This is a genomic window from Anaerostipes butyraticus (assembly GCF_016586355.1).
GTDB classification, from domain to species: domain Bacteria; phylum Bacillota; class Clostridia; order Lachnospirales; family Lachnospiraceae; genus Anaerostipes; species Anaerostipes butyraticus.
In genome coordinates, this window is record NZ_BLYI01000042.1 from 25,741 (window position 1) to 43,167 (window position 17,427).

At 41.3% G+C, this 17,427-nt stretch carries 19 protein-coding genes and 1 other annotated feature; of the genes, 3 read left to right on the plus strand and 16 right to left on the minus strand.

What is annotated here, in order from left to right:
• Positions 1-20 precede the first annotated feature (20 nt).
• The 3 genes from JMF81_RS09260 to JMF81_RS09270 are packed head-to-tail and all read right to left on the minus strand — an operon-like array spanning position 21 to position 2,691.
• Positions 21-1,667, minus strand: coding sequence for a PTS system mannose/fructose/sorbose family transporter subunit IID (locus JMF81_RS09260; protein WP_201311174.1), 1,647 nt, complete (start codon positions 1,665-1,667; stop codon positions 21-23).
• Positions 1,668-1,699: 32 nt separating this feature from the next.
• The gene (locus tag JMF81_RS09265) at positions 1,700-2,200 is read right to left on the minus strand and encodes a PTS sugar transporter subunit IIB (RefSeq protein WP_201311175.1); all 501 of its coding nucleotides are present in this window, start codon (positions 2,198-2,200) and stop codon (positions 1,700-1,702) included.
• Between the two features lie 29 nt (positions 2,201-2,229).
• Positions 2,230-2,691 carry a PTS sugar transporter subunit IIA gene (locus JMF81_RS09270; protein ID WP_201311176.1) on the minus strand — a complete coding sequence of 154 codons (462 nt, stop codon included), beginning with the start codon at positions 2,689-2,691 and terminating at the stop codon, positions 2,230-2,232.
• A gap of 442 nt (positions 2,692-3,133) precedes the next feature.
• Here JMF81_RS09270 and JMF81_RS09275 point away from each other — a divergent pair, with 442 nt between their 5' ends.
• Positions 3,134-4,717: a glucose-6-phosphate isomerase gene (locus JMF81_RS09275; protein ID WP_201311177.1), complete on the plus strand. Its 1,584-nt coding sequence runs from the start codon at positions 3,134-3,136 to the stop codon at positions 4,715-4,717.
• Positions 4,718-4,880: 163 nt separating this feature from the next.
• Positions 4,881-5,240 carry a hypothetical protein gene (locus JMF81_RS09280; RefSeq protein ID WP_201311178.1) on the plus strand — a complete coding sequence of 120 codons (360 nt, stop codon included), beginning with the start codon at positions 4,881-4,883 and terminating at the stop codon, positions 5,238-5,240.
• Between the two features lie 145 nt (positions 5,241-5,385).
• Here the strand turns inward: JMF81_RS09280 and JMF81_RS09285 are convergent, their stop codons facing one another.
• From JMF81_RS09285 to JMF81_RS09305, 5 genes are all read right to left on the minus strand, one after another.
• A complete protein-coding gene (locus tag JMF81_RS09285) occupies positions 5,386-6,834 on the minus strand; it encodes a 4Fe-4S dicluster domain-containing protein (protein WP_201311179.1) in 1,449 nt (482 codons plus the stop codon).
• A gap of 76 nt (positions 6,835-6,910) precedes the next feature.
• Positions 6,911-7,675: a GntR family transcriptional regulator gene (locus JMF81_RS09290; RefSeq protein ID WP_201311180.1), complete on the minus strand. Its 765-nt coding sequence runs from the start codon at positions 7,673-7,675 to the stop codon at positions 6,911-6,913.
• 146 nt (positions 7,676-7,821) lie between these two features.
• Positions 7,822-8,598: an HAD-IIA family hydrolase gene (locus JMF81_RS09295; RefSeq protein WP_201311181.1), complete on the minus strand. Its 777-nt coding sequence runs from the start codon at positions 8,596-8,598 to the stop codon at positions 7,822-7,824.
• An 11-nt stretch (positions 8,599-8,609) separates the two neighbouring features.
• Positions 8,610-9,827, minus strand: a complete 1,218-nt coding sequence (locus JMF81_RS09300; protein ID WP_308805591.1) for a sn-glycerol-1-phosphate dehydrogenase — start codon at positions 9,825-9,827, stop codon at positions 8,610-8,612.
• Between the two features lie 86 nt (positions 9,828-9,913).
• Positions 9,914-10,960: a zinc-dependent alcohol dehydrogenase gene (locus JMF81_RS09305; protein WP_201311182.1), complete on the minus strand. Its 1,047-nt coding sequence runs from the start codon at positions 10,958-10,960 to the stop codon at positions 9,914-9,916.
• Between the two features lie 152 nt (positions 10,961-11,112).
• Here JMF81_RS09305 and JMF81_RS09310 point away from each other — a divergent pair, with 152 nt between their 5' ends.
• A complete protein-coding gene (locus JMF81_RS09310) occupies positions 11,113-11,994 on the plus strand; it encodes a class II fructose-bisphosphate aldolase (protein ID WP_201311183.1) in 882 nt (293 codons plus the stop codon).
• 98 nt (positions 11,995-12,092) lie between these two features.
• On the opposite strand, the gene rplL is transcribed toward JMF81_RS09310, so the two are convergent.
• The 8 genes from rplL to JMF81_RS09350 form a co-directional block, all read right to left on the minus strand.
• Positions 12,093-12,455: a 50S ribosomal protein L7/L12 gene (gene rplL / locus JMF81_RS09315; protein WP_201311184.1), complete on the minus strand. Its 363-nt coding sequence runs from the start codon at positions 12,453-12,455 to the stop codon at positions 12,093-12,095.
• Positions 12,456-12,497: 42 nt separating this feature from the next.
• Positions 12,498-13,010 (minus strand): 50S ribosomal protein L10, encoded by a 513-nt coding sequence (gene rplJ, locus JMF81_RS09320; protein WP_201311185.1) that lies wholly within the window; start codon positions 13,008-13,010, stop codon positions 12,498-12,500.
• Positions 13,011-13,052: 42 nt separating this feature from the next.
• Positions 13,053-13,185 (minus strand) — a sequence feature (ribosomal protein L10 leader region).
• A 156-nt stretch (positions 13,186-13,341) separates the two neighbouring features.
• Positions 13,342-14,034 (minus strand): 50S ribosomal protein L1, encoded by a 693-nt coding sequence (rplA, locus tag JMF81_RS09325; RefSeq protein WP_201311186.1) that lies wholly within the window; start codon positions 14,032-14,034, stop codon positions 13,342-13,344.
• 82 nt (positions 14,035-14,116) lie between these two features.
• Positions 14,117-14,542 (minus strand): 50S ribosomal protein L11, encoded by a 426-nt coding sequence (gene rplK, locus JMF81_RS09330; protein WP_201311187.1) that lies wholly within the window; start codon positions 14,540-14,542, stop codon positions 14,117-14,119.
• Positions 14,543-14,628: 86 nt separating this feature from the next.
• Complete coding sequence (nusG, locus tag JMF81_RS09335) at positions 14,629-15,177, minus strand: transcription termination/antitermination protein NusG (protein WP_201311188.1); 549 nt, start codon at positions 15,175-15,177, stop codon at positions 14,629-14,631.
• A gap of 15 nt (positions 15,178-15,192) precedes the next feature.
• Positions 15,193-15,399, minus strand: coding sequence for a preprotein translocase subunit SecE (gene secE, locus JMF81_RS09340; protein WP_201311189.1), 207 nt, complete (start codon positions 15,397-15,399; stop codon positions 15,193-15,195).
• Between the two features lie 36 nt (positions 15,400-15,435).
• Positions 15,436-15,600, minus strand: a complete 165-nt coding sequence (rpmG, locus tag JMF81_RS09345) for a 50S ribosomal protein L33 (RefSeq protein WP_274954264.1) — start codon at positions 15,598-15,600, stop codon at positions 15,436-15,438.
• A gap of 270 nt (positions 15,601-15,870) precedes the next feature.
• Positions 15,871-16,893, minus strand: a complete 1,023-nt coding sequence (locus tag JMF81_RS09350) for a transposase (RefSeq protein ID WP_201311191.1) — start codon at positions 16,891-16,893, stop codon at positions 15,871-15,873.
• Between the last annotated feature and the right edge of the window lie 534 nt (positions 16,894-17,427).

Genomic DNA, 17,427 nt, shown 5'->3' on the forward strand with positions numbered 1-17,427 from the left:
AAGTGCCAGAATTCCTAATTTTAACCGGCAATCACTCCCAGGCATCCCAAAACCAGAGAGAGAATCGTAAGTCCGAGAGTTGCTACAAAATAATTGCGTTTTACCTTTGCCAGATATCCCCATACAAGGAGAACAACTGCCAGAGGAAGCAGTCCAGGAGCTATAGAATCCAGGATGGACTGCAGTGTTGTTGTGTAAGCACTGGTTGCAAATTTAAGTGGAGTTGAAACTGTAACATATGTAGAAGCCAGCCCTCCCATCATAAACAATCCAAGTATACTTGCACCTGCGATAATCATATTAACCAATCCGGATTTCAGCATATTTTCTGCAAAAGAATAACCAAAAGTATAACATTTTGTTGTCAGGAACCCTCCGATTCCAAAGCAGATAATTGTCAACAGTACAATCGGCCCAATTCCTCCAAGCGGATTTCCGTTCTGTGCCAAAGGCAGGAACAATCCAATCAGCAAATACATCAAGGTAGACCATGAAATCGTATCTCCAATTCCTGCCAGAGGTCCCATAAGACCTGTTTTCAGGTTCATGATCATTTCTCCAGGAATCGCTTCATAATTTCTGGATTTCTTTTCTTCCATCGCCAGAGTCAATCCAAGGCAGGGACCTCCGCCCCAGTGAGCCTCTGTATTAAAGAATGTCATATTTCTTTTCAAAGCTTCGATATATTTTGGTTTATCTTCCTGATTCGGATAAAACTTTTTAAGAGCCGGAACCAAAGCTGCGCAGAAAGCCGGCGCCTGCATTCTTTCAAAACTATGACATATCTCTCCTGTCACCCAGTAAATCAGATAAGCCTTTAGAACATCTTTTTTAGTCAGAATCTTCTCTCCTGATTCCGCTTTCTCATCTTCGTCTTCATCCTCATCCTCGTCTTCATCCTCATCATAATCGGCATTTCCTGCATATTCATTTTTTGTAAATGTAATATAAAGGAATGTGATAAATGCTCCAATCATCAGCAACGGAATTGTTCCAATCTTCGTATACTGAATCAGAAAAAATCCAGCAAAGAAGAATGGTACATATTTCGGTTTTGAAATCAGATTTGCAATAATTGCAAATCCTACTGCCGGCAGACAAGCCCCCATTGCCGCAAGTCCATTAGTTACAAATCCCGGAATATCATCCAGTACTCCCTGCAGTGCACTGCTTCCAAAATATAGCGCAATCGAAATTAATGCGCCAAAGCAAAGCAGACGGAGAAGTCCCACTGTAACAATAGACCAGCGTATCATTCCGGCTGCATTTCCTTTTTCTACACACGCATCACCTTTTTGCGCAAAGAATCCTGCTGCCAGATACAAAATATTAGTAATCTGAACCCCGAGCAGACCAACCGGAACTGCAAGAGCTACTGCGGCGTTAGTATCGAGTCCAGAAGCCATTGCTACAGGGATTGCCACATAAGCTGCAAGACATGGATCTGTCGGCTGATTACCTCCTGCCGCAATTACCCCCAAATAAATCAACTGTAAAGACGCTCCTATAATCATTGCCTGACTCATATCCCCAAGAACCGCTCCAATTACAACTGCATTAAAAATAACAGTATTAAACATAAAAGCTCCTGGCGTATATGGGATACAGCATTTTGCAATTCCACCCAACAGTCCAAGTAAAATTGCCTGTGTCAATGTAATTGTCATATTTTTATCCTCCTTAGTTTTTTATTATCTGCTCATGCATCGAGATTTGGAAATACCTTCGTCATAATATCCAAAGACTCCTTGCGATCAGTCGGCTGGGTCTGAAAATATATCTTCACTCCATCTTTCTGAAGATCAAATAAAGCCTGAGCTTCCTCTTCTGTAAAGCCTGTAGATTTATAAATTAGTTTTCTATCTCCCACAACAGACATGTTTCCAATTGTTATTTCATTAAATTTCAAGCCTTTTTCTTCCAGTTCTTTAATTTGCTTTACGTCTTTAAACAGAACGAAAACATTCATGTTGCCAAACTGATTTTTATTCCATACTTCCACTGCTTTATCTACAGAAAAAATGCTAACTTTCATCTCAGGCGGAGCAGCAAATTTCAAAATATTTTTCTGCATCTTATCTTTCGCCACATTGTTATCGATTACAACTATCTTCTGTGCCTTAAATACTTTGACCCACTGTGTCACAACCTGTCCATGAATCAGCCGGTCGTCAACTCTGACTGCTAACTGTTTTGCCATATACACTATCTCCTTCCGCAAACGTCTTCTTATTCATCTTCATCCTCGTCATCACTCTGAAGAAATCTTTCTACATCAACCCGGAAAATTCCGTTTTTCCCATTTTCCACAGTATCCAGACTGAATTCCTTTCCGTTCTTTTTTTCTCTGGCAATTACTGCATTTAGAAGCATCGGCAGATTCATTCCACCGACAACTTCCAGCGGTCGTTCCCTTTCCTGTACATACCGCATAACCTGGTTACATGGCGTTCCGCCAAACAAATCTACCAGAATCAGGGTTCCTTCAGGAAAAGCATCGATGGTTTCCTCAAAAGTTTCCCGATATTGATCTGCATCATCCCCTTCTTCAAAAGAAAAAGCCGCCAGATTCTCAGCATCTCCAAAAAGCATTCTTGCCGTATCCAGAAGCGATACCGCAAACGGGCCGTGACTCAGCAATATGATCCCCGGCAGATTTTCATTCACTGTTTCTGGTTTGTAATACTTCACTGTTCCTCTTCCTTTCTTTATTTGCTTTGTTTGTTCATAATTCCATTATAGTGTGCGTTTGTTCTTTATGGTTTTATTATAGTTTTCCTCTACTAATCTGTCAATAGAAAATGCACACTTTTTCACTATAATGTTCTTTTTTATCTTTTTTAATCTAACATTGCTTTTCCTTCTCCACAGCACTCTTCAAAATCCACCGGTACCATCGGCTCACCGCCAGAAATCATAATCCCTCCGCACATATTTTTTCTGTTCTCCTCCTCCGTATTTTTGTGAATCTTTTGGCAAATTTATGCTAAATTTCTAGACCCAGGAATGTATTCCATTGAAATGGCACAATTTTTTTAGTATAATTGAGATAAATTAGGTTTTGCAGAACAACATTTGTATTTGCATGTGTGACATCTAATTAATCAATGCCCATATTAAGGAGGAATTACTTATGGCAACATGGAAGAATCTTGACACTTTGGCATCCTTTGATAAGCTTGCCGAATTAAAAGGCCGTGTAAACATTGTGGAAGCAATGTCCGGCGAGAACGGTGCCAAACGTGTGGCTGAGTACAACACACCAATGGCTGCCGGACTCAATTACAACTACGCTGCAAAAGAAGTGGACGACACTGTTTTAGACGCTCTTGCTGATCTGGCAGAGGAACAGCAGCTGGTTGAAAAATATGAAGAATTATATAACGGTGCAATCATCAATACAGGAGAAGGCCGCCGTGTTCTTCATCACTTAGCAAGAAGACAGCAGGGCGATCCTGTTATCGTTGACGGAGTGGACAAACGTAAATTCTATGTTTCTCAGCAGGAAAAAGCTGCTGAATTTGCAAAGAAAGTTCATGCTGGAGAGATTACAAACGCCGCTGGAGAAAAATTCACAACCGTTGTACAGATTGGTATCGGCGGAAGTGACTTAGGTCCTCGCGCTCTGTATATCGCTCTTGAGAACTGGGCAAAAGCAAATGATACCTTTAAGATGGAAGCAAAATTCATCAGTAATGTCGATCCAGATGATGCTGCTGCCGTTCTTAACTCTATTGATGTATCCCGTTCTCTGTTCATCGTGGTTTCCAAATCCGGAACTACATTAGAGACACTTACAAACGAAGCCTTCGTAAAAGACGCTTTGGTAAAGGCTGGATTAGATCCAAAGAACCATATGCTTGCTGCTACAAGTGAGACTTCTCCTCTGGCTCAGGGTGATGACTATCTTGAATCCTTCTTCATGGATGACTTTATCGGAGGACGTTATTCTTCTTCTTCCGTTGTTGGCGGCGTTGTCCTTTCTCTTGCATTCGGACCGGATGTATACGCACGAATCCTCAACGGTGCTGCTGATGAAGATGAACTTGCCAAGAACAAAGATATCCGTAAGAACCCTGATATGTTAGATGCCCTGATCGGTGTTTACGAGCGCAACGTACAGGGATATCCTACAACTGCTGTTCTTCCATATTCACAGGCGCTGAACCGTTTCCCTGCACATTTACAGCAGTGTGACATGGAATCCAATGGTAAGAGCGTCAACCGTGATGGAGAACCTGTTAACTACGTAACAGGACCTATCATCTTCGGTGAGCCTGGTACAAACGGACAGCATTCTTTCTATCAGTTATTACATCAGGGAACCGACATCGTTCCATTACAGTTTGTTGGATACAGAAAGAATCAGTTAGGTGTAGACGTAGAAATCCAGGGAACAACAAGCCAGCAGAAACTCTGCGCTAACGTGGCTGCCCAGATCATTGCGTTTGCATGTGGTAAAGATGATGAGAATCCAAACAAGAGATTTGCAGGAGGACGTCCTTCCAGCATCATCATCGGAGACCAGGTAACACCTGAATCATTAGGTGCACTGCTTGCTCATTTTGAGAATAAGATCATGTTCCAGGGATTCCTGTGGAACGTAAACAGCTTTGACCAGGAAGGCGTACAGCTTGGTAAAGTCCTTGCAACACGCGTTCTTGCTCATGACACTGACGGAGCATTAAAAGCCTTCAGTGATCTGCTGGACATCTAATCTGATATAAAAATAATATCTTATATATAAAAGGCGCTGAATCCAATCAGCGCCTTTTGATATTATCGAAATATTTCTTTGTTGTCTTTACAATCATTTCAATTCATAATATAATTCAAGTATAGTTATTACATATTTATTTTCTTTATAAGGAGGGGTAGTTATGAAGAAAATCCTGATTCTTATTGGTCCTTTGTTTTCTTACGTCATTTGCCTCGTTACCGGTGGATTTCATCTGATCGTTCAGTTCAGTTCCACGGTCTCTGTGACTGCTTTCTTTTTTCTTCAATGCATCGGCTTTGTTCTGATCGGCATTATGATCCCCATAGTATCCAAAACCATTCTCCATGAAAAAAATAATGCTCTTACAAAAATTTTCTGTTGTACTGATATCCTTTTACCGCTGGCAGTCTGGTTCATTTGTCTGAAAACAGGCAATATTTTTGCTTTTGCCGGTTCCTTTACTCTCATTTATTTTATTTATCTTGGAATCATCGCCTACTCCTGTCTTGCCAGAGAATAAGCTCTTTCCCAGACAAATTCCCTGCCCTTCATCGGTCCATCACTTACTTTTATAAAAAAAGAAAGAGAAGTTCCTTCGCACAAGGAATTTCTCTTTCTTTGATTATTCAAAATAAAAAATTTTAATGAATCTTTTATCTTCTGATCTACGATCTGTGCATAGAGAATGCATCCATATCATAGTTCTTTAAGTTCTCGTGAATATCTCGTTTATCGGCCTCTGCAAGCATTGCGCTGCGGTTCTTTCTTGCAACATTTGGTTTCTGATTGCAGCTTGGTCCGTTCACGCATCCGCCTTCGCATGCCATACCTTCAATGAAGTCTTCTTTCAGTCTTCCGGCTTTCATAAACAGAAGCGCTTTTTTACATTCAGCAGCTCCATCAGCCCTGCATACGGTTGCGTTGATCTCATCTTCAGATTCTTTCAGACTTTCAAGAACGGCTGCTGTAACTCCTCCTGAACTTGCAAATTTCTTACCGTAAATGGAAGCTTCCTGGTAATTGTTTTCTTCCGGCTGCAGCTCAACGCCTTTTGCTTTCATGATTGCTTCGATTTCGCTGTAAGACAGTACAAAATCAGCATTTCCTTCTATACCATGTTCCACAGCCTCAGATTTCTTTGCGATACATGGCCCGATAAATACAGTGACCGCATCCGGATGCTGGGATTTGATCCATCTTGATACCGCGCACATTGGTGAAACCGTTGTGGAAACATTATCCTTTAATTCCGGGAAATGTTTGTCGATCATATTAACGAAGGCCGGACAGCAGGATGTTGTCATCTTCTTTCCTTCCTTGTATGCCTCTGCCCACTCTTCTGCCTCGTAGGCAGCCGTCATGTCTCCTCCAAGTCCTACTTCGATAAAATCATCAAATCCTACTTCCTTCATGGCTTTCTTCCAGCTGTTCATCGTAATATCTTTTCCGAACTGTCCCTCTGTCGCCGGCGCTGCCATTGCATAAACTTCCTTGTCGGATTTCAGCGCTTCAATTACATGAGTAATGAAAGATTTTGTTCCGATTGCTCCAAACGGGCAGCTGTGAATGCACTGTCCGCACCGGATACATTTATCCGGATCGATCACAGAAATTCCATCTTCATCATATGTAATCGCATCAACCGGACAGCTGAATTTACATGGTCTCTGCAGATGGGCAATGGCATTATATGGACAGGCCTTTGCACATTGTCCACACTCTTTACATTTTGCCGGATCAATGTGAGAACGGTGACGTCCCGCCTCGATCGCACCAAATCTACATGAATTGATACATGCCTTTCCAAGACAGTTCTGACAGTTTTCTGTTACCGTATAGCTTGAAATCGGACAGTCTGCGCATGCTGAATAGATTACCTGCATGATATTTCCATTATCTTCTGCCTCGACTCCCTTTCCTTCTGCCAGACGTACTCTCTGACGGATAATCTCTCGCTCCTTATAAATACAACAGCGGAAATTGGCTCTTGGACCAGGGATCAGCTTTTTTGCTATATCATCCCTCTTTTCCTCCAGCTCTCCCTCAAAAGCAAGCTTTGCCACTTCATAGAGTACCGCATGCTTTATCCCCAATAAGCTTTCATCTGCGTGCATCGTTTCTTCCTCCTTTTATTTTGTTAATTTTTTAACATTATTACCCACAAAAAATCCCTTTCAGGATATTCTGTTCTTACAGCATATTGGAATAACTGTCTCCTTCGCTGACATTGGTTCTGTTCTGCAGTGTCAGTTCAATCGACATGTTATATACATCACTTCTGCTGACAGAATATTCCAAAGGGCTTCCTGCCTCATCGCAGGTCAAAGTTTTTGCAACACACACTGGATCTCCTTTTTGCAGTCCTAAATTAAAGGCTTCATATTCATCTGCATGTCTCGCGGTAATATGGCGTCTTGCCTTTGCAGGGATATGTCCGTAATTGGACAATGTATTATGTAATGACCTCTCCGTAAAATCGTACTCGATCAATTCCGGACACAGAGAATATGGCACATAAGCATCCGCCAAAGACCACAGCTGATCATTGATAAAGCGCAGTCTCTCCAGATGAAAGATCTTCTCCCCTTCTTCGATTCCCAAAACACGCGCTGTTTCTTCTCCCGCCAGCTCAATCCGCTGAGCCAGGACTTTGCTTCGTGTATAATCCCCCCGCAGCTTTACCTGATTATAGAAAGCTATATTTGTGGAAATCTTCTGATTATGCCCCTCCTTATTTCCGATATAGAAAGCTCCTTTGCCCGGAAATCTGGCAATACAGCCTTCTTCCTCCAAAACCTCCAGAGCTTTCCGTACCGTTGGTCTGCTTACCTTATAGATATCACACAACTCACGCTCCCCAGGCAATGGAGAATAATATGGTTTCTCTTTATAATCATCTAAAATATGCTCCCGAAGGCGCATATACAACAGCTTTCTTTTCTTTGTCTCCGCCATATTGTTTCCGCCTTTTCTTTCCTTGAAATACGCCGGTATTCTCACTGCAACATGATGAGATATATCAGTTTATGTATTCATAAGGTAATCATATCATTTCCTTGTTTCTCTTTCAAGGTTTCTCTCCTGGTATTTTGTTCTAAATTTTATAATGGAATTTCACTTAAATCCCTGTATATAAAATCTGGTTTATTCGCACTTTTCTCCACATCCTCCATGGTGCTCTCTCCACTCAGCACCAGGATAGATGTGACGCTGCTTCCTTCCGCCACTGCAATATCTGTATAAAGCCGATCTCCTACGACCGCAATCTCTTCCGGCTCACATCCTGTCCTCTCAATCATATATTCCAGTGTATGAACCGACGGTTTTCCAAAAAATTCAGGAAATCTTCCGGTAGAAGCCTCGATCATCTTGGCCATGGAACCGCAGTCCGGAATAAAATTGCCATTTCGTATTGGACAATTCCAATCCGGGTTCACCCCGTAATAAATACATCCATTTCTCACATAATGGCACGCTTTAGCCATTTTTTCATAAGTCAAAGTCATATCAAATCCCAGCAGCACAATGTCCGGATTCTCCTGTACCAGAGTCATTCCTGCCATTTGAAATTCCCGGATCAGTGAAGGCGTTCCTACAATATAAACAGACTGTCCCGGGTGGTATTTCTTCAGGTACTGAATTGCCACATGGCTGGAAATCATCATCTGTGATGGCTGTATCTCGATTCCCATACCTTCAAGTTTATCGATATAATCCTGCTGGCTTTTTGAAGAATTATTGGTGAAAAAATAATATTTTCTTCCTGTTTCCTCTACCCGCTTTAAAAATCCTTTTGTAAAGCTGAATAATTCTCCTTCCAGATAAATAGTTCCGTCCATATCCAGGACGAAACATTTGATCTGATCTATCTTCCCCATGAATCTCACTCCTATTCCTGATAATACTCATCTGTTATTTTCCTGGCAATACGCTCTATTCGATTCTCCTTTACTGCCAGATCCAGAATGCTGAACCGGTCTCTGACGGTATTTCCTTCCAAAATTCCCCGATAGAACAGATCCTTATCCAAGCCTGCTTCCTGAGGCTTGATTGGAGCTCCCGCTTCTTTCATCAATGTCTTAATCTGATCGGCTGAAGGCGCCATTTCTTTCACAGATTCCGGAAACAGATCCTGCATCTCATCGAAGACTTCCGCAATCACAGGGGTTGCAATTCCTACTTTGATGCCATGCAGTTCCGGATTTTCACCTCTTGCAATCACTTTCATTTCCCAATAATGACTCAGCATATGCTCTGCTCCGGATGCCGGACGGGAATTGCCTGCCAGTCCCATGGCCACGCCGGTCAGAGTTAAAGCCTCAATCAGATACCGAACTGCTTCTTCCTGTCTCTGCTCCAGTCCTTTTCGATGATCCACTACTTTCTGGATGGCTTTCTGTACCAATTTGACAATAGTTTCACAATAGTATTCTCCGGTTAATTCATGAGACAGCCGCCAGTCCGCAAGACAGGTCAGTTTCCCGATAATATCTCCATATCCTGCAAGGATCATACGCATTGGCGCCTCTTTCATGACATCTGTATCCCCTACAATCGCATAAGCCAGAGTCGCCGTGTAGGAAATTTTACGTCCTCCATTCATCAGCGGAGCTCCGGAAGAAGCATATCCATCCATGGAAGGCGCTGTACATACAATGGTATATGGAATTTTCGTTCTGGAAGACATATATTTTGCCATATCATTTAATGTACCAGAACCAACCGCCACAATCATTCCCGTGCCTGCCTCCAGTTCCATGAACATTTTTCCAACTGCTTTTTCATCCGGAATCAAAATCTGATCTCCGGAATCAAGGACGGTACATTTTACCTGAAAATCTGCATCTTCAAGGACTTCTTTTACCTTCCTTCCTGCCGCCCTGTATGTATTCTGATCATACAGAATATAGATCTTCTCTTTTACATAATCTGATAAAATCTCCGGCAGACGGCTGATTACGCCCTGTCCCATCACAATTTTATCGATATCCAGAAAATGTTTTCTTCCACAGCTGCATTCAAATTCCACTTTCGCCATATCGTTGATCTGCATATTTAATATTTCATCCATATTTATATCTCTGAGATATTCCTGCCAATATCTCATTTCCTCCTTACAAAATTTTTCCAATACAGGATATCTGATTTATACATAAAGCAGCAGCCAGCCCAATACGGTCTGACTGCTCGCTTTTAAAACTTAATTACAACACGGAATTTATCTCCCTTGATCGCCGATTCAAAAGCCTGCTTATATTCTTCTAATTCATAAACTTCGCTGACAAATGGTTTCACATCTATAATCCCCTGGGACAGCAGTCTGGTTGCCTTTGTAAAATCAACCGTATTCGAATTCGCTGTTCCCAGAAGCTTTGCAGCACTCTTATGAAGCCAGTCCGGACTGATAGAAATCGGTGTATCCGGATAAAAGGAGCTATAGAGCACCAGTCTTCCATTGTTGGCTACCGATTTTACCGCATCCTCCGCAACCGCCGAAATCGGCGTTGTGTCAAATACAACCTGCGCTTTGATACCGCCTGTGATTTCCTTTACCTTCTCTTCCAAATTCTCTTTTGCAGGATTCACAGCATAGGATGCTCCCAGTTCCAAAGCCAGTTTTGTTCTTTCTTCATTTGTGTCCGATACGATCACACATGCGCCTCTTCTTATGGACAAAAGTGTATGGAGCAGTCCCATAATGCCGCATCCAATGACAACCACCACATCTCCAAATTCAATCTGAGCTGTTTCCACACTGTGAAGCACACATGACAAAGGCTCTGTAATCGTTGCTTCTTCCGGCGAAACATTACTGATATGAAACAGATTATCCGGACTTACCAGGAGATGAGAACTCATACCGCCCATTCCTTTTTCCGGAAGGCCTTCCTGCTGTTTGCTGTGGTCAAAATGCTCACAGTTCTGTTCATTTCCACTTTTACACTGATAACAGTTTTTACATGGGAGAGTCACACCAACCGCAACAAAATCACCTTCGCTCCACTGCCGCCTGTCAACATTTTTCCCCATCTTAATGATCTTTCCTACCATCTCATGGCCCCCGATAAACGGATATTCCACTTTTTTCACACCTGTATAAACCCTTTGTTCCCATGTGCAGATTGCACATGCGTCTACTTTGACCAGAACTTTATTATCACTGACTTCTGGAATTGGATATTCTCGTAGTTCTATCTGTCGTTCGCCGGTAAATACCAGAGTTTTTGCCATTTTATCCATAATAAGTTTACCTCCATCCTTTTTAATTACCATTGGTCATTTTAAAAATACCCACTTTCACATCCTTTGTCAATACCAATTGACATATTTATTACCATTGGTTATAATTAGATCAGATTTAAAGCAATTCACATTTTATGGAGGTATATAATATGTTAATGACGATGAAAGAAATACTAAAAGATGCCAAAGATAGAAAGTATGCGGTTGGCGCTTTTAACGTTCCAAACCTTGAATCCATTCAGGCTGTTATCGCCGCTGCAGAAGAACTGAAAGTTCCTGTCATCCTGCAGCATGCAGAAGTACATGAAAATCTGATTTCCATGCAGGAAATTGGACCGATCATGCTGGATTACGCCAGAAGAGCTTCCGTTCCTGTCTGCGTTCATCTGGATCATGGAGCTTCTTTTGATTTATGCATCCAGGCAATTCGTCTCGGTTTTACTTCTATCATGTATGATGCCTCTGCAAAAAGTTATGAAGAAAATTTGGAAGAGACAAAAGAAATCGTAAAAATCGCTCATGCCGCCGGTGTATCAGTGGAAGCTGAATTAGGGCATATTTTTACTTCTTCCATAGGAGGAGGAGAAGGGCGGGGCGCTGTTGGAGCTGAAGATTTTAATTCACTTGATGACTGTTATACAGATCCGATTACCGCAAAGAATTTTGTAGAAGCCACTCATGTAGATGCTCTTGCCATCTCTTTTGGCACAACCCACGGAGTCTATCTGACAGAACCAAAACTTGATTTGAACCGTATTACAGAAATCAAAAAACAGATTGATATTCCATTTGTCATGCACGGCGGATCCGGCGTGTCAGATGAAGATTTCAAAACAGCGATCCAAAACGGAATCACCAAGATCAATTATTATACCTATGGAGCCATGGCTGGAGGAAATAAAATCCGAGAATATGTAAAGAGTGTTGGAAATAACGAAATATTCCTTCATGACATTATTGCCGCAGGAAAAGAAGGGGTGAAAGAAGATGTAAAATCTGCAATGAAAGTTTTTGCAGATTCCATTTTGTAGAATTCCTATATATTTGCACACAAAAAACTGCCATCCTGACATTATCGTCAGTCTGGCAGTTTTCATTCACATATTCAATAAGAAAGCATTCTCTTAAATTATTTAAGAGTAACTTTAGCTCCCTGCTCTTCAAGTTTTGTTTTGTATTCTTCAGCTTCTGCTTTAGATACACCTTCTTTAACAACTTTAGGAGCTCCGTCAACTAATTCTTTTGCTTCTTTTAATCCAAGTCCTGTGATTTCACGAACAGCTTTGATAACTTTAACTTTTGCAGATCCAACTTCTGTTAATTCTACATCGAATTCATCTTTTTCTTCTGCTCCGCCTTCAGCTCCGCCTGCTGCTACTACAACACCTGCTGCTGCAGATACACCGAATTCTTCTTCACAAGCTTTTACTAATTCATTTAATTCTAATACTGATAAACCTTTGATAACTTCAATAATTTCCTGAGTTGTCATTATGATTTTCCTCCTAATTCAAATTTAATATTTTACTTAAAATTATTCTGCAGCTTCTGCTGCTTCCCCTGCTCCGCCTTTTTCAGCGATCTGATTAATAACACGAGCAAAGTTTGTAATTGGAGACTGGATACTTCCAAGGAATTTTGCAAGCAGTTCGTCTCTTGATGGAATACTTGCGATAACTTTGATTCCATCTTTGTCATAGAATGTTCCTTCTACAACTCCAGACTTCATCTCTAAAGACTCTACGTCTTTTGCATATTTTGCAATGATACGTGCAGGAGCTGTCGCGTCTGTCTTAGAAACAGCAATCGCAGTAGGTCCTGTAAGATCTCCGGATAAAGAATCAAAATCCGTATCTTTCACTGCAAAACGAAGCATTGTATTCTTGTATACTTTATAGTCAACACCTGCTTCTCTTAATTCCTTACGCATTGCTGTATCTTGTTCAACTGTAATTCCACGATAAGAAACAAGCACTGCTGACTGAGCATCTGCAAGTAATTCTTTGATTTCGTCTACAATCGGTTGTTTTAACTCAACTTTTGCCATTGAAATGGTGCACCTCCTTGATTTATTTTCGTGTACCGCCGCACCTAAAAAAGAAAAGCCCTCTGTCTCCAAAGACAAAGGGCATAATTAGCTCATACTAATGATTCTCCTCGGTAGGTAGTTCTACGTTACGCCTTACGGCACCTACTGTCTTCGGCAGTAATACTTTATAAAGATATCATACTTTGTTATATCTGTCAACTATTTTTTTGTTTTTTTCCAAATTCCTATGACTGTGATCCTCCAGGGTGTTTTCATTTCACAGGAACATCGTTTTCATAAATCAAAAAATCCTCTCTGTGAATCTCACAGAGAGGATTATCGTTAAGACTTAAGCAAATTTTGTTGTATCAACTTTCACTCCAGGTCCCATTGTAGAAGAAATTGTTACATTTCTAAAATACTGACCTTTCGCTGCAGCAGGTTTTGCTTTTACAATTGCATCGATTAACGTTTGGAAGTTGTCCACTAACTGTTCTTCCGTAAAGGAAGCTTTTCCTACTGGCACATGAATAATATTAGATTTGTCTAATCTATACTCGATCTTACCTGCTTTGATCTCTTTGATCGCATTTGCAACATCCATAGTTACAGTTCCGGCTTTCGGGTTAGGCATTAAACCTTTTGGTCCAAGATCACGACCTAAACGTCCTACGATACCCATCATATCTGGTGTTGCTACAACAACATCAAAGTCAAACCAGTTTTCTTTCTGGATTTTTGGTACTAATTCTTCTGCTCCAACATATTCTGCTCCAGCAGCTTTTGCTTCTTCTGCTTTTGCATCTTTTGCGAATACAAGAACTTTTACTTCTTTTCCTGTTCCGTTTGGCAGTACAACTGCTCCACGGATCTGCTGATCTGCCTGACGTCCATCGACACCAAGACGGATATGAGCTTCGATCGTCTCGTCAAATTTTGCGTTTGCTAATTTTTTTACTAATGAAACTGCGTCCTTTGCCTCATAAGTAGTTGTTTTGTCTACTAATTTTGCAAGTTCTGCATATCTCTTACCTTTTTTCATTCTAAAATACCTCCTGTGGTAATATCGGGAAGCCAGCCCTCCCACTTCTTAATTCTTAATTTTAAGGCAGCACATCTGATTTCTAGTCTTCTACTGTGATTCCCATACTTCTTGCAGTTCCGGCAATCATGCTCATAGCTGCTTCGAGAGAACCTGCATTTAAGTCTGGCATCTTTGTCTCAGCGATCTTCTGGATCTCTTCTTTAGAAATCGTTGCTACTTTCTTTCTGTTTGGCTCGCCTGATCCAGACTGGATCTTGCATGCTTTCTTTAATAAAACTGCAGCCGGCGGAGTCTTTGTTACGAAGCTGAAGCTTCTGTCCTGATATACTGTGATAACAACAGGAATTACAACATCTCCCTGATCTGCTGTTCTTGCGTTAAATTCTTTTGTAAACTGTACAATGTTTACACCATGCTGACCAAGAGCTGGTCCAACTGGTGGTGCAGGTGTTGCCTTTCCTGCTGGAATCTGAAGTTTGATATAACCTTCTACTTTCTTTGCCATAATCGTTAACCTCCTGATTATTGTGGTAATTACGGGATAGCCCTCCCACTTTGTCTCAAATAAAGAAGTTCTGTTTCTTTATTTTGCTACGCTTTCTTGATATCCAAGAAATTAATCTCCACAGAAGTAGCTCTTCCAAACATCTCTACTTCAATGGTTACTGTCTGCTTGTGTTCATTAATTGCAGTAATCGCACTTGTTGTTCCTTCCCAAGCACCAGAAGTTACAACAATCATGTCTCCTACCTCAGCGTCAAACTCGACTTTTTCCTGTTTTGGCGCTTCAGCTTCTGTTCCTCCACCCAGCTGGATTCCTAACGGCTTCATTTCAGCAGGAGTAAGGGGAACCGGTTTTGATCCTGGTCCTACAAAGCCTGTGACTCCTCTGGTATTTCTAACAACATACCAGGTATCATCATTCATCACCATATGGATCAATACGTATCCCGGAAACATTTTTTTGGAAACTTTCTTTTTTACACCATTCTTAAGTTCAACCACATCTTCAAGGGGTACTTTAACTTCCAGTATCTCATCCTGAAGCTTGCGGTTTTCAATGGTTTTTTCAAGATTTGCTTTTACCTTATTCTCATAGCCGGAATAAGTGTGAACGACATACCAATTTGCTTCTGCCATAAATTCTCCTTACCTCTATCCTACCAGTGCCTGTATTCCGTACTGAAGTCCCATGTCCAGGACAGCGACTATAATACCAATGATCAAGGCACAGATAACTACAACTGCTGTTTCTTTTGCAATTCTTCCTTTGGTCGGCCAGATAATTCTTCCGAATTCAGCTTTCATCTGCTTAAACCAGTTTGTCTTTTTGGCTTTCTTTTTCTTGTCCTTCTTTTCCATACTCCACTTCCTTAAGCTTGGGCCACGTCGGAAACACTATTTTGTTTCTTTGTGCAGTGTATGTTTCTTACAGAATTTGCAGTATTTCTTTGTTTCCATGCGTTCCGGATGAGTTTTCTTATCCTTCGTCATGTTGTAATTACGCTGTTTACATTCTGTACATTCTAATGTTACTCTTGTGCGCACAACTTCCACCTCCATTATGATTCTTAATTAAATTAAAATAAGGCATAAAAAAAAGACCTTCTTCCAACGCTAAAGTCTAGCGTGATAATCATATCACGTTCTCTTTCGAAGGTCAACCGGTTTTTTTAAAAAATACAATACCACTTCACTTGCAAAAGTGTCAAGCACACAGTCTGCAAGCAGGCTTGCGCTGTGCTTTTTTTGTATTTTCCGATAACGAAACTTTTTGCAAAGCGAAAAACACTGTCAGCATTTAAATTTCTGCCGATAGCGTTTCCATTAAGATTACTGCAATCCATATTGGTTCAGCAGTTTTTTGCAGTATTGCTCATCTGCACAGACTCGTTCAATATCGTCAGCTCTGCCTTGCTGAAGCAGTATCCCGATCAATCGTAAAGTCCTGGCCCTCTCTTCTTCTCTTCCTATTCGAATTCCTTCCTGGCGTCCTCTTTCTTCCACCTGATCCAGTATCTTATCAGTCCTGGCTCTCTCTTCTTCCCTTCCTATTCGAATTCCTTCCTGGCGTCCTCTTTCTTCCACCTGATCCAGTATCTTATCAGTCCTGGCCCTTTCTTCTTCCCTTCCTATTCGAATTCCTTCCTGGCGCCCTCTTTCTTCTACCCGATCCAGTATCACACACATATTGACCTCCTCCTTTTCATCCAGTTTTATTTTTAAAAACCGCTGGTCTTTCGCAAATACCGCCATAAATTTCAGCATCGCATCCACATGACGGATCGGTTTCCGACTGCCTTCATATACTTCTCTTCTCCGTCTTTTTACAAAATAATCTGCTATGATCCCAAAATCACTTCGAAACATTTGAACCTGTTCATCTGTCAGAAATGCGATCTCAAATACCTGGATCTTATAATCGCTGCCCATGATCCCTTCCACTCTGGATATCCGGTCCTGAAGGCTCTTCTGACTCCTCCATGGCTGATCTCCAAAGTAGAGCACCAGAGTCACGACCTGGTACCTTTTATTTCCGGGAGATTCCAGCAGCTGTTCCCGGTAAGACGCTCCATCATAGCCGATCACCCGCAGAGACATGTCATGATCAATGGCTGTCTGGTTCTCCAGTCCAAAAAGCACAATCCGGGATCCGCTGATCCACAGCTTCAGATTATCCCTCTCCTGCTCATGGAGTTCACTGTCATCCGCCTTATACTGCGATCTTGTCTTTGTCTGGTGTAATTCATCCTCCTTTACCACCGGTTCCCCATGAAATATCAGTACATTGATGATATCCGCAAACACATCCGGATAATCTTCCAGCATCTTTTCGACAATATCTTTCTGTCCCATCGTGTTACCTCCTTTGTAATCCTTCCATACAGAATCACCAGGAGTGCAGGTAATTCTGTACTTATCTGTTACCTTCTTGAAATTCTGGCAGAAACGCCGCATAAATGCATAAGACATGCAAATAGAATAATAGATAAGTATAGTTTACCATACAGTATGATTCAGTGCAATGCTGTTTTTACTATTTTTACCATATATTTATTATATCATTTCATTTTTATATGTCAACTTATTAATATGAAAAATCCCGTTAATTTCCCTTCTGGCTTCTTCCCGCTCCGTTCCGTCATCATCCCACAGACCTGGTCTCTTCGATCCCGCCGCCGCTTCCGCAGCTCCCGTCTGTGGCTGATGGGCGTTCCGCCCATCACTGCAAATACATAAAGAGCACGACTCGCAAGTAAACTTTCGCCGTGCTCTTTATGTATTTGCTGATGACGGAACTTTGCAGCAAAAAAATAGCTTTGTGCGATCACAAAGCTATTCAAAAAGAGAGGATTAAAAAATATATATGAAAAACTATGTCTTTAGTAT

Excerpts from the sequence above, each read along its gene's own strand:
- JMF81_RS09305 (WP_201311182.1), bottom strand. The coding sequence starts at position 10,960 with ATGGATAAAATGGCAAAAACTCTGGTATTTACCGGCGAACGACAGATA.
- rplA (WP_201311186.1), bottom strand. The coding sequence starts at position 14,034 with ATGAAAAAAGGTAAGAGATATGCAGAACTTGCAAAATTAGTAGACAAA.
- JMF81_RS09265 (WP_201311175.1), bottom strand. The coding sequence starts at position 2,200 with ATGGCAAAACAGTTAGCAGTCAGAGTTGACGACCGGCTGATTCATGGA.
- JMF81_RS09300 (WP_308805591.1), bottom strand. The coding sequence starts at position 9,827 with ATGAGATATTGGCAGGAATATCTCAGAGATATAAATATGGATGAAATA.
- JMF81_RS09280 (WP_201311178.1), top strand. The coding sequence starts at position 4,881 with ATGAAGAAAATCCTGATTCTTATTGGTCCTTTGTTTTCTTACGTCATT.
- JMF81_RS09290 (WP_201311180.1), bottom strand. The coding sequence starts at position 7,675 with ATGGCGGAGACAAAGAAAAGAAAGCTGTTGTATATGCGCCTTCGGGAG.
- JMF81_RS09285 (WP_201311179.1), bottom strand. The coding sequence starts at position 6,834 with ATGCACGCAGATGAAAGCTTATTGGGGATAAAGCATGCGGTACTCTAT.
- JMF81_RS09295 (WP_201311181.1), bottom strand. The coding sequence starts at position 8,598 with ATGGGGAAGATAGATCAGATCAAATGTTTCGTCCTGGATATGGACGGA.
- JMF81_RS09275 (WP_201311177.1), top strand. The coding sequence starts at position 3,134 with ATGGCAACATGGAAGAATCTTGACACTTTGGCATCCTTTGATAAGCTT.
- secE (WP_201311189.1), bottom strand. The coding sequence starts at position 15,399 with ATGGAAAAGAAGGACAAGAAAAAGAAAGCCAAAAAGACAAACTGGTTT.
- nusG (WP_201311188.1), bottom strand. The coding sequence starts at position 15,177 with ATGGCAGAAGCAAATTGGTATGTCGTTCACACTTATTCCGGCTATGAG.
- rplK (WP_201311187.1), bottom strand. The coding sequence starts at position 14,542 with ATGGCAAAGAAAGTAGAAGGTTATATCAAACTTCAGATTCCAGCAGGA.
- JMF81_RS09260 (WP_201311174.1), bottom strand. The coding sequence starts at position 1,667 with ATGACAATTACATTGACACAGGCAATTTTACTTGGACTGTTGGGTGGA.
- JMF81_RS09350 (WP_201311191.1), bottom strand. The coding sequence starts at position 16,893 with ATGGGACAGAAAGATATTGTCGAAAAGATGCTGGAAGATTATCCGGAT.
- rplL (WP_201311184.1), bottom strand. The coding sequence starts at position 12,455 with ATGACAACTCAGGAAATTATTGAAGTTATCAAAGGTTTATCAGTATTA.
- rpmG (WP_274954264.1), bottom strand. The coding sequence starts at position 15,600 with ATGGAGGTGGAAGTTGTGCGCACAAGAGTAACATTAGAATGTACAGAA.
- rplJ (WP_201311185.1), bottom strand. The coding sequence starts at position 13,010 with ATGGCAAAAGTTGAGTTAAAACAACCGATTGTAGACGAAATCAAAGAA.
- JMF81_RS09310 (WP_201311183.1), top strand. The coding sequence starts at position 11,113 with ATGTTAATGACGATGAAAGAAATACTAAAAGATGCCAAAGATAGAAAG.